This window comes from Streptomyces sp. LS-MS-L19, assembly GCF_058382285.1.
The window spans coordinates 1385127-1400374 of sequence record NZ_JBYCLL010000001.1 but is presented as its reverse complement, the minus strand read 5'-3'; the positions used below and the strand labels follow the sequence as shown (position 1 = coordinate 1400374).

The following is a 15248-nucleotide window of genomic DNA, read 5'->3' as shown; positions in this document are numbered from 1 at the left end:
GACGACCGTCTCCCGGCGCGCCCGCCAACCGTCCGGGGCCGCTCCACGACTAGCCGGCGTACCGCGTGAAGTGCGCCGCAGCATGGTCGATCGGCAGCTCCGGGCGCCACGCCGTCAGGCCCTGGGCGCTGCACACGAACAGGTTCTCCGGGAGGCGGTCCAGGGGGAACCAGCGCCAGTCGCCGACGCGTTCGTCGGGCTGGTCGGACGGTTCGCCCCGCCAGGCGGTGACCTCGGTCGCGACGGTCATCCGGACCACCCCGTCGACGTCGTCGAGGAGCGTGCCCAGGAGCCGTACGTCGGTGGGGCGGGACTCGATCCCCGTTTCCTCGCGGAGTTCGCGCACGACCGTCTCCTCCAGCGACTCCCCGGGCTCCACCGTGCCGCCGGGCAGCTCCCAGGTGCCGTGCCGGTGCCGGCCGAGGAGCAGTCCGCGGGGGCCGTGGAGGATGGCGCCGACCCCGATCGCCGCGTGCGGGACGGGAGGGCGGCTGCCGCGCGGGCGGGAGGAGACCCGGACCGGGCGGGTCGCCCGGAAGACGCGGTACGACGCGTGGTTGCCCTCCTCCGGTGCGTCGAGGACGTCGATGCCCTCGACCCGCAGCCCGTGCTCCGCGAGCAGGTCCGTCCAGAGCTCCGGTGTCAGCACCCACATCCGCACGTCCACCTCGCCGCCCCCGGCGAGCCGCAGCACCTCGGGGCGGGACTCGACGGCCGTCGAGGGGCCGTTACCGCGGGAGTTGGTGTGCAGCACCGTGAAGCAGAGCGTTCCGCCGGGGCGCAGGGCCCCGGCCAGGGCGGGCAGCAGGCGGCGGGGGTCGATGTACGGCACCGCGTTGACGGAGTAGACGACGTCGTACGGCTCCGTCGAGCCGAGGTGCTCGACGGCGTCGGCCCTGATCAGGCGCAGGCCGGGCAGCGAGGCGTAGCGGGCGCGGGCCCGTTCGTGCTGGGTGGGGGAGGAGTCGACCGCGTCCACCGCGGCGCCGTACGTGCGGACCAGGTGCGCCGCGTGCCGGGCCGGGCCGCAGCCGAGGTCCAGCACCCGTCGCCCGGCGAGTTCGCCGAGGATCTCCGCGCCCGGCCCCGTGCCCCAGAAGCCCCAGTCGAACCGCTCCGGCTCCGGCAGGACCGTGCCGCGCCGCAGATGGTGGTCGCCGTAGGCGTACCAGGCCTCGGCGTTCACGGCGTCGGGGTCGACGGGGCGGCTGGTCAAGGTGCCTCCAGGGCGTGGTGATCGAGGTTCGCCACCCTATGTCCCGCCCATGTCCCACCCCGCGTACCGCCCAACGCCCCGCCCATGTCCCGCCCCGCGCACCGCCCTTTGCCGTCGCGTGTCTTGACGTGTACTTGGCAGAGTGGCTTCTATGGGAGCGCTCCCATGCCCTTTTCGACTGCCTCACCCACCCCTGGAGCCGCAGTGAGAAGAACACGAAAGAGCCCCTGGAGCCGCTTCCTGGCCAGGCTGGCGGCCCTCATCGGACTCGTGGTGCTCGGCGCCCTCGTCCCCGGCACCGCCCACGCCGCCGTCGAGCCCGGCGCCCAGGCCACCGGTCTGCACATCAGCAACGGCCGCCTGGTCGAGGGCAACGGCAACGACTTCGTCATGCGCGGCGTCAACCACGCCCACACCTGGTACCCCAACGAGCTGGATTCGCTGGCCGACATCAAGGCGCAGGGCGCCAACACCGTCCGCGTGGTCCTCGCCGACGGCCACCGCTGGACCGCCAACAGCGCCACCGACGTGGCCAACGTCATCGCCCAGTGCAAGGCGAACAAGCTCATCTGCGTCCTGGAGGTGCACGACACCACCGGCTACGGCGAGGAGAGCGCCGCCGGCACCCTCGACCAGGCCGCCGACTACTGGATCGGCCTGAAGAACGTGCTCGCCGGCCAGGAGAACTACATCGTCATCAACATCGGCAACGAGCCCTGGGGCAACACCGACCCCGCGGGCTGGACCGCCCCGACCATCGCCGCGATCCAGAAGCTCCGCAACGCCGGCTTCGAGCACACGATCATGGTCGACGCGCCCAACTGGGGCCAGGACTGGCAGCAGGTCATGCGCACCAACGCCCAGTCCGTGTACGCCGCCGACACCACCGGCAACCTGATCTTCTCCATCCACATGTACAGCGTCTTCGACACCGCGGCCGAGATCACCGACTACCTGAACGCCTTCGTCAGCGCCAAACTGCCCATCCTCATCGGGGAGTTCGGCGGCCCCGCCGACCAGTGGGGCGATCCCGACGAGGACACCATGATGGCGACCGCCCAACAGCTCAAGCTCGGCTACCTCGCCTGGTCCTGGAGCGGCAACACCGACCCGATCCTCGACCTCGTCCTCAACTTCGACCCGGCACAGATGACGGCGTGGGGTCAGCGCATCTTCACGGGCGCCAACGGCATCGCACAGACCGCCAAGGAAGCCACGGTCTTCGCCGGCGGCTCCACCGACTCCCAGGCCCCGACCGCGCCCGGCACGCCGACCGCGTCCGCGGTGACGGCTTCCTCCGCCCACCTCACCTGGACGGCGTCCACTGACAACGTTGGCGTCACCGGCTACGACGTCGTGCGCGTCAGCGGCGGTACCGAGACCACGGTCGCCTCCGCCACCGGCACCTCGGTGACGGTGACCGGCCTGAGCGCCAACACCGCCTACTCCTTTGCCGTTTACGCACGGGACGCGGCCGGCAACAAGTCGGCCCGCTCGGCCACGGTGAGCGTCACCACCACCGCCACACCCGCCGGAAGCTGCTCGGTCGGCTACCGCGTCGTCGGCGACTGGCCCGGTGGGTTCCAGGGCGAGATCGCCATCCGCAACACGGGTACGGCCGCCGTCACCGGCTGGAAGCTGGGCTTCTCCTTCGCGGACGGGCAGACCGTGTCCACCATGTGGGGCGGCACCGCCGCGCAGAGCGGTGGCTCGGTGACCGTCACTCCGGCCTCGTACACCAACACCATTCCCGCCGGGGGTTCGGTGACCGTCGGCTTCATCGGCAGCAAGGGGTCCACGAACACCGCGCCGAGCGCGTTCACCCTCAACGGGGCGGCCTGCGTGAACGGTTGATGTACCCCGGGTATCAGGTCAACTGTCCCGGACTCTTGACTCGGAACGCGCTCAGTCGCGATCCTCGACGCACATATTGCGCCGGTCATGACAATCCCAAGGGCAGTCAAAACGCCCTCGGTCGACGGCGCCCCCGCCGACCGAGGGACGTGGGCCGTGACTGGACGCTCCTGCCGCAGACGCAAGAACCTCACTGTCGTCTCCGTGCTCTTCCTGGTGCTGGCCGCGATCCTCGGCCCCACGCCGAGCTCGGCGGCCACCGACTGGTGGACACCGACCGCCAGGCCCACCCCCGACGTCCAGGTCAACGTGACCGGCGCGCCCTTCACCGGCACCAACTCGGCAGGTGAGGTCAAGGGGTTCGTCGACGCGCACAACCACCTCTTCTCCAACGAGGCCTTCGGCGGGCGGCTGATCTGCGGCAAGGTGTTCTCCGAGGCCGGGGTCGCCGACGCGCTCAAGGACTGCCCCGAGCACTACCCCGACGGCACCCTGGCGATCTTCGACTACATCACCCACGGCGGCGACGGCAAGCACGACCCGACCGGCTGGCCCACCTTCAAGGACTGGCCGGCGTACGACTCGATGACTCACCAGGCCAACTACTACGCCTGGGTGGAGCGCGCCTGGCGCGGCGGCCAGCGGGTGCTCGTCAACGACCTCGTCACCAACGGGATGATCTGCTCCGTCTACCCGTTCAAGGACCGCGGTTGTGACGAGATGACCTCGATCCGCCTCCAGGCCAAGCTCACTTACGACCTTCAGGCCTACGTCGACAAGATGTACGGCGGCACCGGCAAGGGCTGGTTCCGGATCGTCACCGACAGCGCACAGGCCCGACAGGTCATCCAGCAGGGCAAGTTGGCCGTCGTTCTCGGCGTCGAGACCTCCGAGCCGTTCGGCTGCAAGCAGATCCTCGACATCGGGCAGTGCAGCAAGGCGGACATCGACAAGGGCCTCGACGAGCTGTACGGGCTCGGTGTGCGCTCCATGTTCCTGTGCCACAAGTTCGACAACGCCCTGTGCGGGGTCCGCTTCGACGAGGGTGGCCTCGGAACCGCCATCAACGTCGGCCAGTTCCTGTCCACCGGCACCTTCTGGCAGACCGAGGCATGCAAGGGCCCGCAGCACGACAACCCCATCGGCACGGCGGCCTCCGAGGCCGAGGAGGACCTGCCGGCCGGCGTCGAGGTCCCGTCGTACGACAAGGCCGCGCAGTGCAATGTCCGCGGGCTCACCGATCTCGGCGAGTACGCCGTGCGGGGCATGATGAAACGCAAGATGATGCTCGAGATCGACCACATGAGCGTCAAGGCGACCGGCCAGGTCCTCGACATCTTCGAGGCCGCCAACTACCCGGGTGTGCTCTCCTCGCACAGCTGGATGGACCTCAACTGGACCGAGCGGGTCTACTCGTTGGGCGGGTTCGTCGCCCAGTACATGCACGGCTCCGAGGGGTTCGCCGCCGAGGCGAAGCGTACGAACGCCCTGCGCGACAAGTACGGCGTCGGATACGGCTACGGCACCGACTTCAACGGCATCGGCGACCACCCGGCACCGCGCGGGGCGAACGCCGCGAACAAGGTGACGTACCCCTTCAAGAGCGTCGACGGCGGCTCGGTGATCGACAAGCAGGTCTCCGGGCAGCGCACCTTCGACTTCAACACCGACGGGGCCGCGCACGTCGGCCTGATCCCCGACTGGATCGAGGACATCCGGCTCGTCGGCGGTCAGGACGTGGTCGACGACCTGTTCCGGGGCGCCGAGTCCTACCTCGACACGTGGGGCGCCTCCGAGCGGCACCAGGCGTCCGTGAACCTCGCCAACGGGCATACGGCCACGGCCAGTTCGTCCGAGTCCAACCCCTTCACCAGCTACCAGCCGGGGCGGGCCGTGGACGGCGACGACTCCAGCCGCTGGGCGAGCGACTGGAGCGACGACCAGTGGTGGCAGGTCGACCTGGGCTCCACCAACCTGGTCTCCAAGGTCACGCTCGACTGGGAGCGGGCGTACGGCAAGGCGTACCGGATCGAGCTGTCGACGGACGGCACCAACTGGACCACCGCCTGGTCCACCACCTCGGGCGACGGCGGTCTCGACACCGCCAAGTTCGCGGGGACACCGGCCCGTTACGTCCGCGTGCACGGCCTGGGGCGTGGCACCGACTGGGGATACTCGCTCTACGAGGTCGGCGTCCACAGCGGCTGATCCGTTCGACAGCGAGGAACACCCATGGCACGCATGCCGTCGGCCGAGCGGCGCAGACAGCTGACGGAAGCGGCGATCAGGGCGATGGCCCGGGACGGCGTCGCGAAGACGACGACCCGGTCCATCGCCGCCGAGGCCGAGGTGTCCCTGAGCGTCTTCCACTACTGCTTCGACTCCAAGCAGGCCCTCCTCGAAGCCGTGATCACCACGCTCACCGACCACTCGGTGAGCGTGGTCCAGGAGGCGCTGCGCCCCAGGGCCACCCTGGAGGAGACCGTCGCCGCCGGTTTCCGGGCCTACTGGGACCACGTCCGCGCCAACCCCGAGGCGCACATGCTCACCTACGAGCTCACCCAGTACGCGTTGCGCGAGCCCGGCTTCGAGCACCTGGCCCGACGCCAGTACGAGCTGTACGGCGAGGCCTACGCCGAGCTCATCGAGCAGCTCCGCAAGGACATGGAGCTGGAGCTGAGGGTGCCCGTGTCCGTCCTGGCCCGCTATCTCGCGGCGATGACCGACGGGCTGACCCTGAACTACCTGGTCCTCGGCGACGCGGCGGCCTGGGCGGACATCCTCGACACGGTCACCGCGCACATCGCTGGGCTGGTGCGCCGGGACGGGTAGACCGGTCAGGATTCGAGAAGCGCCGGCCGGGGGCCGTGGCTAGCGTGGCGCACATGGACATCACCCTTCGGGCGAGCTTCCTCCCGCACGACGACCCGGAGGCCTCCCTGGCCTTCTACCGGGACGTGCTGGGCTTCGAGGTCCGCGGTGACGTCGGCCGGGACGGGACGCGCCGGATCACGGTCGGTCCCGCCGGCCGGTCCGACACCTCGGTGGTGCTGCACCCGGCGGGCGACGGCCCCGGGCTGCTGCTCACCACCCCCGACCTCGACGCCGTCTTCGAGTGGCTCCAGGCCCGCGCCGAGGTGATCCAGGAACCGATCGAGCAGCCGTACGGCGTGCGGGACTGCGCCTTCCTCGACCCCGCGGGCAACATGATCCGGGTCCAGGAGCTGCGCTGAGACGCGCGCCTCGACATAGTGTTCGAAGTCGTCGAAACGGGAGGACGAAAGACCATGGGCAAGGCCACTTCGGGCGACCGGCACGCCGCTGACAGCCACGACCTGATCCGCGTGCACGGGGCGCGCGAGAACAACCTCAAGGACGTCAGCATCGAGATCCCGAAGCGCCGGCTCACGGTCTTCACCGGAGTCTCCGGCTCCGGCAAGAGCTCGCTGGTGTTCGACACCATCGCCGCCGAGTCGCAGCGGCTGATCAACGAGACCTACAGCGCCTTCGTGCAGGGCTTCATGCCGACGCTCGCCCGGCCCGAGGTCGACGTCCTCGACGGGCTGACCACCGCGATCACCGTCGACCAGCAGCGCCTCGGCGGCGACCCGCGCTCCACCGTCGGCACCGTCACCGACACCAACGCGATGCTGCGCATCCTCTTCAGCCGACTCGGCACCCCGCACATCGGCTCGCCCAAGGCGTTCTCCTTCAACGTCGCCTCCATCAGCGGGGCGGGCGCGGTGAGCGTGGAGCGCGGCGGGCAGACCGTGAAGGAGCGGCGCAGCTTCAGCATTGTCGGCGGCATGTGCCCGCGCTGCGAGGGCCGGGGCACGGTCAACGACATCGACCTCACCCAGCTCTACGACGACTCCAAGTCGCTCAACGAGGGCGCGCTGACGATCCCCGGCTACAAGGCCGGCGGCTGGGGGTACCGGCTCTACAGCGAGTCCGGCTTCTACGACCCGGACAAGCCGATCCGGAAGTACACCAAGCGCGAGCTCCAGGACTTCCTGTACCGCGAGCCGACCCGCATGAAGATCGCGGGCATCAACATGACCTACGAGGGTCTCGTGCCGCGGATCCAGAAGTCGATGCTCGCCAAGGACCGCGAGTCGATGCAGCCGCACATCCGCGAGTTCGTGGACCGGGCGATCACCTTCATGGTGTGCCCCGACTGCGAGGGCACCCGCCTCAACGAGGGCGCCCGGTCCTCGAAGATCAAGGGGATCAGCATCGCCGACGCCTGCGCGATGCAGATCAGCGATCTCGCCGAGTGGGTGCGGGCACTGAAGGAACCCTCGGTCGGGCCGCTGCTGACGGCGCTGGGGGAGACCCTCGACTCGTTCGTGGAGATCGGGCTCGGCTATCTCTCCCTGGACCGGCCCTCGGGCACGCTGTCCGGGGGTGAGGCGCAGCGCACCAAGATGATCCGCCACCTCGGGTCCTCGCTCACCGATGTCACCTACGTCTTCGACGAGCCGACGATCGGGCTGCACCCCCACGACATCCAGCGCATGAACAACCTGCTGCTGCGCCTGCGGGACAAGGGCAACACGGTGCTGGTCGTGGAGCACAAGCCGGAGACGATCGTGATCGCCGACCATGTCGTCGACCTCGGCCCCGGTGCCGGTACGGCGGGCGGTGCGGTCTGCTTCGAGGGCACGGTGGAGGGGCTGCGGGGGAGCGGGACCGTCACCGGGCGGCACTTCGACGACCGGGCCGGCCTCAAGGACACGGTCCGCAAGGCGACCGGCGCGCTGGAGATCCGGGGCGCGAACACGCACAACCTCCAGGACGTCGACGTCGACATCCCGCTCGGGGTGCTGACCGTGATCACCGGGGTCGCGGGCTCCGGCAAGAGCTCGCTGGTGCACGGGTCGATCCCGGCCGCGGAGGGGGTCGTGTCCGTGGACCAGGGGGCGATCCGTGGCTCGCGGCGCAGCAACCCGGCGACGTACACCGGACTCCTCGAACCGATCCGGAAGGCGTTCGCGAAGGTCAACGGTGTGAAGCCGGCGCTGTTCAGCGCGAACTCCGAGGGGGCGTGTCCGACCTGCAACGGTGCCGGGGTCGTCTACACCGACCTCGCGATGATGGCCGGGGTCGCGACGACCTGTGAGGAGTGCGAGGGGAAGCGGTTCCATGCCTCGGTGCTGGAGTACCACCTCGGCGGGCGGGACATCAGCGAGGTGCTCGCGATGCCGGTGACGGAGGCGGAGGAGTTCTTCAGCACCGGTGAGGCGCGGACGCCGGCCGCGCACAGGATCCTGGAGCGCCTGTCGGACGTCGGGCTCGGCTACCTCACCCTCGGCCAGCCGCTCACCACGCTGTCCGGGGGTGAGCGGCAGCGGCTGAAGCTGGCGACCCACATGGGGGACAAGGGCGGCGTCTACGTCCTCGACGAGCCGACCACCGGCCTCCACCTCGCCGACGTGGAGCAGTTGCTGGGCCTGCTCGACCGTCTCGTCGACTCCGGCAAGTCCGTCATCGTCGTCGAGCACCACCAGGCGGTCATGGCCCACGCCGACTGGATCATCGACCTCGGCCCGGGCGCGGGCCACGACGGCGGCCGCATCGTCTTCGAGGGGACACCGGCGGAACTGGTGGCCACGCGCGGCACGCTGACGGCGGAGCATCTGGCGGCGTACGTGGGGGAGTGACGGCGGGGGTCGGCTCCCGTGGTGGGTCAGGGGCGGCCTGTGTGCTTGCCGCCCCGGCGGGGCCGTGTTGCGGGACGGCGGGTGTGCCTGCCTCCCTGGCGGGGGCGGGCCGGGAACGGCGGGTGTCCCTCGCGGGGGCGGTGCGCCGTCGCGGTCCCGTCACCGTCGTCCCCCTCCCCCGGCCGGAACCGACCTCTTGACCCCCGGCTCGGGCTCCCCGATGCTCGGTTGCGCATAGCGGTACGTGTCGCGAATGAGGCAACCGAGAGTGCAGTCGAAGGAGTGACCCATGGCTCATGAGGTTCGTGCTGTCGTCGCCCGGGCGAAGGGCGCCCCGGTCTCCGTCGAGACGATCGTCGTCCCCGACCCCGGCCCCGGCGAGGCGCTGGTAAAGGTCGAGGCGTGCGGGGTCTGCCACACCGATCTGCACTACCGGGAGGGCGGGATCAACGACGACTTCCCCTTCCTGCTCGGGCACGAGGCGGCCGGACGCGTCGAAGTCGTCGGGGAAGGCGTCACCGGCCTCGAACCCGGTGACTTCGTCATCCTCAACTGGCGCGCGGTGTGCGGCACCTGCCGGGCGTGCAGCAAGGGCAAGCCCTGGTACTGCTTCGCCACCCACAACGCCACCCAGCCCATGACCCTGCTCGACGGCACCCCGCTCGCCCCCGCCCTCGGCATCGGCGCCTTCGCCGAGAAGACCCTCGTCGCGGCCGGCCAGTGCACCAAGGTGGACCCGGCGGCCCCCGCGACCGCCGCGGGACTGCTCGGCTGCGGGGTCATGGCGGGCTTCGGCGCCGCCGTGAACACCGGCGCCGTCGGCCGCGGCGACTCCGTCGCCGTCATCGGCTGCGGCGGGGTCGGCATGGCCGCCGTCGCGGGGGCCCGCCTCGCCGGCGCGACCAAGGTCATCGCCGTCGACGTCGACCCGCGGAAGCTGGAGCGGGCCCCGGGGATGGGTGCCACCCACACCGTCGACTCCCGCGAGAACGACCCCGTCGAGGCGATCCGCGAACTGACCGGCGGCTTCGGCGCCGACGTCGTCGTCGAGGCGGTCGGCCGCCCGGAGACGTACCAGCAGGCCTTCTACGCCCGCGACCTCGCCGGCACGGTCGTCCTCGTCGGGGTCCCGACCCCGGAGATGAAGCTGGAACTCCCGCTGCTCGACGTCTTCGGCCGCGGCGGCGCGCTGAAGTCGTCCTGGTACGGCGACTGCCTCCCCTCGCGGGACTTCCCGGCCCTCATCGACCTCTATCTGTCGGGGCGCTTCGACCTCGACGCCTTCGTCTCCGAGACCATCGGCCTCGGGGACGTGGAGAAGGCGTTCGAGAAGATGCACCGCGGTGAGGTCCTGCGCTCCGTGGTGGTGCTGTGACGTTCTCCATCGCGCACAGCGTTGCGCATGAAGCAACCTCGAACCCCGTATGTGTCCGTCTTCTGGACTCCTTGACAAGGGTTTGCGGGCGCCCCCACACTGACGTTGCGTTCACCGCAATCCGTTTCGCTATACGCACCGAGGTGTCATGATGATTCCCGCGTGCCGTCTCGTGGATATCCCCCGAGGCGAGGCCTACCGGCTCGACATCGATCCGCCGGTCTCGGTGTTCCACACCGACGACGGCGAGGTCTTCGCCATCGACGACACCTGCACCCATCAGGACGCCTCGCTCGCCGACGGCTGGCTGGAGGGCTGCGAGGTCGAATGCCCGCTGCACGCCTCGAAGTTCGACCTGCGCACCGGTGCCGTCGACGCCCCGCCGGCCAAGCGCCCGGTGCGCACCCACGAGGTCCGGGTCGAGGACGGGATGATCTACGTCCAGCTCTCCACGGACGCGCCCAACCTGCCGCCCTGTGTGGCCGCCCGGCTCGCCGGGGGACCCGCGTGAAAACCGTCGCCGTGGTCGGCGCCTCGCTCGCCGGCCTGTCGGCGGCGCGCTCCTTGCGCAAGCGGGGCTACGACGGACGGCTCGTCGTCATCGGCGACGAACTCCACCGCCCCTACGACAGACCGCCGTTGTCCAAGGAGTTCCTGGCCGGCTCCCTGGGCGAGGCGGACCTCGCACTGGAGCCGGCCGACGAGGACCTGCGTGCCGACTGGCTGCTCGGCGTCCGCGCCACCGGCCTCGACGGCCCGCAGCGCGCCGTACGGCTCGCCGACGGCAGCGAGGTACGGGCGGACGGCGTCGTCATCGCGACCGGCGCCGCCGCCCGCACCCTCCCCGGCACCGCGGGCCTCGCCGGGGTGCACACCCTGCGCACCCTGGACGACGCCCGCGCCCTGCGCGACGAACTCGCCCTGGGCGGACGCCTGGTGGTGATCGGCGGCGGCTTCATCGGCGCCGAGGTCGCCTCCACCGCGTACGCCCTCGGACTCGACGTGACCGTCGTCGAAGCCGCCCCCACCCCGCTGGCCGGGCCGCTCGGCGCGACCATGGGCGGGATCGTCTCCGCCCTCCACGCGGACCACGGCGTACGGCTGTTGTGCGGAGTCGGGGTCAAGGGGCTGAGCGGCGGGAGCCGCGTGGACGCCGTCCTGCTGGAGGACGGCCGCAGCCTGCCCGCCGACCTCGTCGTCGTGGGCGTCGGCGCCCGCCCGTGCGTCGAGTGGCTCGCGGGCTCCGGCATCGAACTCACCGACGGCGTCGTCTGCGGCAGCGACGGCCGCACCGCCCTGGCCGGAGTCGTCGCGGTCGGCGACTGCGCCTCCTGGTACGACCCGCGCGCGGGCCTGCACCGCCGCGTCGAGCACTGGACCGGCGCCCGGGAGCGGCCCGACGCGGCCGTGGCCGCGCTGCTGGCCGGCGGCGCGGTGGAACCGGCCGCGCCGAGGCCGCCGTACTTCTGGTCCGACCAGTACGGCGTCAGGATCCAGTTCGCCGGTCACGCGGCCGGTGCCGACAGTGTGACGATCGAGGAAGGTGCCCGGGACGACCGCAACGTCCTGGCCGTCTACCGGCGCGCCGGGCATCCGGTCGCCGTCCTCGGGATGAACCAGCCGCGGCTGTTCATGCGCTGGCGCAAGCAACTCGCCGCCGTGGCCTGACAGTTCGCCGCCGCCGCTCCGCTCAGAACGCCGCCCCGCTCCGGCCCCGGCGTGCTTCACCGGTCCACGACGTCCCCGAGGAGTGCCCTGTGACCTCGACCAGCCTGCCGGACAGTCTGATCGCCACCCTCCCCGGCGCCTCCTACACGGATCCCGGGATCTTCGCCCAGGAGCAGGAGCGCATCTTCGAAGCGATGTGGTTCTGCGCCGTCCGCGCCGACGACCTGCCCCGACCCGGCGCTTTCAAGACCGTGCAGGTGGGCCGGGAGAGCATTCTCGTCGCCCGCGCGCGGGACAACTCGATCCGCGCCTGGTTCAACGTGTGCCGGCACCGGGGCGCCAAGCTGTGCACCGAGGAGTCCGGCGAGGTCAAGCGGGCCTTCCAATGCCCGTACCACGCCTGGACGTACGACCTGACGGGCAAGCTCGTCGCGGCGCCGAACCTGACGAAGATGCCGGACGTGGGCCGCACCGAGTACGGCCTGGCGAGCGTGGCCGTGCGCGAGTGGCTCGGCTATGTCTGGGTGTGCCTCGCCGAGGACCCGCCGCCCTTCGAGGAGGTGATCCAGGACGTGATCACCCGGCTCGGCGACACCGAGTCGATCGAGCGCTACGACCTCGACCACCTCAGCGTCGGCCGGCGGATCGTCTACGACGTGAAGGCGAACTGGAAGCTGATCATCGAGAACTTCATGGAGTGCTACCACTGCGCGACGATCCACCCCGAACTCACCGAGGTGCTCCCGGAGTTCGCCGACGGCTATGCCGCCCAGTACTACGTGGGACACGGCGCCGAGTTCGGCGAGGACGTCCGGGGCTTCACCGTGGACGGCTCGGAGGGCCTGGACCGGCTGCCCGGTGTCTCGGAGGACCAGGACCGCCGCTACTACGCGATCACGGTGCGGCCGCAGGTGTTCGTCAACCTGGTGCCCGACCACGTGATCGTCCACCGGATGTACCCGACGGCCGTGGACCGGACGGTCGTCGAGTGCGACTGGCTGTACCTTCCGCACGTCGTCGAGAGCGGCAAGGACGTCAGCCGGTCGGTGGAGCTGTTCGACCGGGTCAACCGGCAGGACTTCGACGCCTGCGAGCGCACCCAGCCCGGGATGAGCTCACGGCTCTACGCCAAGGGCGGCGTCCTCGTGCCCAGCGAGCACCACATCGGCGAGTTCCACGACTGGGTGCAGGCCCGGCTGGGCGGTCAGCCCAGGTAACCCATGCGGTGGCTGATCTCCTGCGCGCCCTTGACCAGGACCGGGGCGAGCTCGTGCAGGCGCTCCTCGGAGAGCCGGTACGCGGGCCCCGAGGCGCTGAGCGCCGCGATGACCTCGCCGTCCCGGTCGCGCACCGGCGCCGCCATGGCGTGCAGACCGAGCTCCAGCTCCTCCAGGGCCCAGGCGTACCCGCGCTCCCGGGCTTCGGCGAGGTTCCGCTCGAGCTTGGTCTTCGCGGTGATGGTGCGCGGGGTGACCTTCTTCAGGCCGGTCTCCGTCAGCAGCGCGGAGCGCTCCTTCTCGGACAGGTGGGCCAGCAGGATCTTGCCGCTCGACGTGGCGTGCAGCGGGGTCAGCTGGCCGACCCAGTTCTGTGCGGTGACGGCGCCGGGGCCGCGCACCTGGTAGAGGTTGACCGCGTAGCTCTCCTGGAGCACCGCGAGGTTCACGGTCTCGCCGAGTTCCTCGGCCAGGTCCTCGCAGACCGGGCGGCTCTGCTGGGTGATGTCGATGCGCCCGGTGACCGCGCCGGCGAGCCGCACGATCCCGAATCCGAGCCGGTACTTCCCGCGCTCGCCCGCCTGTTCCACCAGGCCACGCGCCTCCAGGGCCCCCAGGAGCCGGAACGCCGTGGACTTGTGGACGTCGATCTCCGCGGCGACCTCACTGACGCCGGCCTCGCCCCGACGGGCCAGGATCTCCAGTACGTGAATGGCCCGGTCGACGGACTGCACTCCACCGCTCGACGACCCTGTCGATTCGTTGTCCGGGTTGTAGTTGCTCACAACGCAACTATACGCACCCTGCGATACGGCGTGTTTGCGACCGCGACTCCGTCGGCTCCCGGGTTCCCGGCCTGCGGCGGGGCCGTTCACAGGAAGCGCCGGATCGGGGTGACGGCGGCCTCCTTGGCGCGCTGAAGGGCCGGCCGCCTTTTCCACCGGGCGAGTTCGATGTCCACGCTGTGCTCCAGGTCGGCCTCGTAGTCCTGGTCGAGTGCGGCGGTGAACGTCTCGTCCAGGACGGCGAGCATGACCTCCTCGTCGTGGTCCATGGAGCGGCGGTTGAAGTTGGTGGAGCCGATGAGGGAGGCCACCGAGTCCACGGTGATGATCTTGGCGTGCATCATCGTCGGCTGGTACTGCCGGATGCGCACCCCCGCCTCCAGCAGCCGCCGGTAGTGCTGCTGACCGGCGAGCTGGCAGGCGCGCTGGTCGGTGTGGGGGCCCGGCAGCAGGATCTCCACGCGCACGCCCCGCCGGGCGGTCGCGCACAGCAGGTCGACGAAGTAGGTGTCGGGCGCGAAGTACGCGGTGGCGAGCCGGAAGCGCTCCTCGGCGGAGGTGAGCATCACCCGGATCAGGGTCTGCATGTCCTGCCAGCCGATGCTGGCGGAGCCGCGCACCACCTGCACGACCGACGAGCCGGCCTGGCGGTGCTCGGTGAACCGGTCGCGGTCGTCGAAGAGTTCGTCATGGCACTCGGCCCAGTTCTGGGCGAACGCGGCGGCTATGCCGTCCACGGCCGGGCCGCGCACCTGGACGTGGGTGTCCCGCCACTCGCCGGGGTCGCGGGCGTCACCGCACCACTCCTCCGCGATGCCGACGCCGCCGGTGAAGGCGGTGTGCTCGTCGACCACGAGGGCCTTGCGGTGGCAGCGGTGGTTCTGCTTGAACGGCGACAGCCAGACCGGCTTGCGGAACCAGGCCACCTGCACACCGGCGGTGTCCATGAGCTCCAGCAGACTCGGTTCGATCTCCTTGGCGCCGAAACCGTCGAGCAGCAGCCGGACCCGGACGCCCGCGCGGGCGCGGTCGGCGAGCGCGGCGGCGAAGTCGCGGGCTATCTGGCCGCGCCAGTAGACGAACGTCATCATGTCGATCGTGTGCCGCGCCGAGCGGATCGCCCCGAGCATCGCGGGGAAGATCCGGTCGCCGTTGCGCAGGGGGACCAGCTCGTTGCCTTCGGTGGCGGCGACGCCGATCAGCCGCTCCAGGCGGCGCCGCAGCCGACGCTTGCGGGCCTCCGCGTCGGAAGCCGGGGTCGCGGGTCTGTCATCGAGGATCACGCCGGATCTCCCGTGGGGGTAGGTCGGTCGGTGGCGGGCCGCCGGGCGGGCCCGGAGAGCGGATGCCCGGCCGACCCGGGCTCACTCCCGGGTGCCGTACCCCGTTCGCGCAAGATCCGGAAAGCACCGGCATATGCGTGAGGGGCGGGGGTAGACGGCTGATCGTCGGTCGCCGGACCGGCTCAGG

12 protein-coding genes are annotated in these 15248 nt (G+C 70.7%); 9 read left to right on the top strand and 3 right to left on the bottom strand.

What is annotated here, in order from left to right; all coding sequences use genetic code 11:
* Positions 1–49 precede the first annotated feature (49 nt).
* Positions 50–1216 carry a bifunctional class I SAM-dependent methyltransferase/NUDIX hydrolase gene (locus AC2XR2_RS06025; RefSeq protein WP_491514511.1) on the bottom strand — a complete coding sequence of 389 codons (1167 nt, stop codon included), beginning with the start codon at positions 1214–1216 and terminating at the stop codon, positions 50–52.
* A gap of 204 nt (positions 1217–1420) precedes the next feature.
* On the opposite strand from AC2XR2_RS06025, the gene AC2XR2_RS06020 reads away from it, so the two are divergent.
* The 9 genes from AC2XR2_RS06020 to AC2XR2_RS05980 all read left to right on the top strand — a co-directional run bounded on the left by AC2XR2_RS06020 (position 1421) and on the right by AC2XR2_RS05980 (position 12993).
* Positions 1421–3070, top strand: coding sequence for a cellulase family glycosylhydrolase (locus AC2XR2_RS06020; protein WP_491514510.1), 1650 nt, complete (start codon positions 1421–1423; stop codon positions 3068–3070).
* Between the two features lie 156 nt (positions 3071–3226).
* On the top strand, positions 3227–5278 hold the full coding sequence (locus AC2XR2_RS06015) for a galactose-binding domain-containing protein (RefSeq protein ID WP_449348628.1): 2052 nt from the start codon (positions 3227–3229) through the stop codon (positions 5276–5278).
* Positions 5279–5302: 24 nt separating this feature from the next.
* Positions 5303–5902 carry a TetR/AcrR family transcriptional regulator gene (locus AC2XR2_RS06010; protein WP_491514509.1) on the top strand — a complete coding sequence of 200 codons (600 nt, stop codon included), beginning with the start codon at positions 5303–5305 and terminating at the stop codon, positions 5900–5902.
* 53 nt (positions 5903–5955) lie between these two features.
* Positions 5956–6303: a VOC family protein gene (locus tag AC2XR2_RS06005; RefSeq protein ID WP_330268442.1), complete on the top strand. Its 348-nt coding sequence runs from the start codon at positions 5956–5958 to the stop codon at positions 6301–6303.
* 54 nt (positions 6304–6357) lie between these two features.
* On the top strand, positions 6358–8733 hold the full coding sequence (locus AC2XR2_RS06000) for an ATP-binding cassette domain-containing protein (RefSeq protein WP_491514508.1): 2376 nt from the start codon (positions 6358–6360) through the stop codon (positions 8731–8733).
* Between the two features lie 289 nt (positions 8734–9022).
* Entirely contained in the window at positions 9023–10108 is a 1086-nt protein-coding gene (locus tag AC2XR2_RS05995; protein WP_491514507.1) for an S-(hydroxymethyl)mycothiol dehydrogenase, read from the top strand.
* Positions 10109–10256: 148 nt separating this feature from the next.
* Complete coding sequence (locus AC2XR2_RS05990) at positions 10257–10619, top strand: bifunctional 3-phenylpropionate/cinnamic acid dioxygenase ferredoxin subunit (protein ID WP_491514506.1); 363 nt, start codon at positions 10257–10259, stop codon at positions 10617–10619.
* Entirely contained in the window at positions 10616–11776 is a 1161-nt protein-coding gene (locus AC2XR2_RS05985; RefSeq protein WP_491514505.1) for an NAD(P)/FAD-dependent oxidoreductase, read from the top strand. The genes AC2XR2_RS05990 and AC2XR2_RS05985 overlap by 4 nt, the downstream gene beginning before the upstream one ends.
* An 89-nt stretch (positions 11777–11865) precedes the next feature.
* Positions 11866–12993 (top strand): aromatic ring-hydroxylating oxygenase subunit alpha, encoded by a 1128-nt coding sequence (locus AC2XR2_RS05980; protein WP_491514504.1) that lies wholly within the window; start codon positions 11866–11868, stop codon positions 12991–12993.
* Here the strand turns inward: AC2XR2_RS05980 and AC2XR2_RS05975 are convergent.
* Together AC2XR2_RS05975 and AC2XR2_RS05970 are read right to left on the bottom strand one after the other, a co-directional pair.
* Positions 12981–13727, bottom strand: coding sequence for an IclR family transcriptional regulator (locus tag AC2XR2_RS05975; protein WP_449348654.1), 747 nt, complete (start codon positions 13725–13727; stop codon positions 12981–12983). The genes AC2XR2_RS05980 and AC2XR2_RS05975 overlap by 13 nt on opposite strands.
* A gap of 137 nt (positions 13728–13864) precedes the next feature.
* Positions 13865–15061 (bottom strand): phospholipase D-like domain-containing protein, encoded by a 1197-nt coding sequence (locus AC2XR2_RS05970; RefSeq protein WP_381301420.1) that lies wholly within the window; start codon positions 15059–15061, stop codon positions 13865–13867.
* Positions 15062–15248 lie beyond the last annotated feature (187 nt).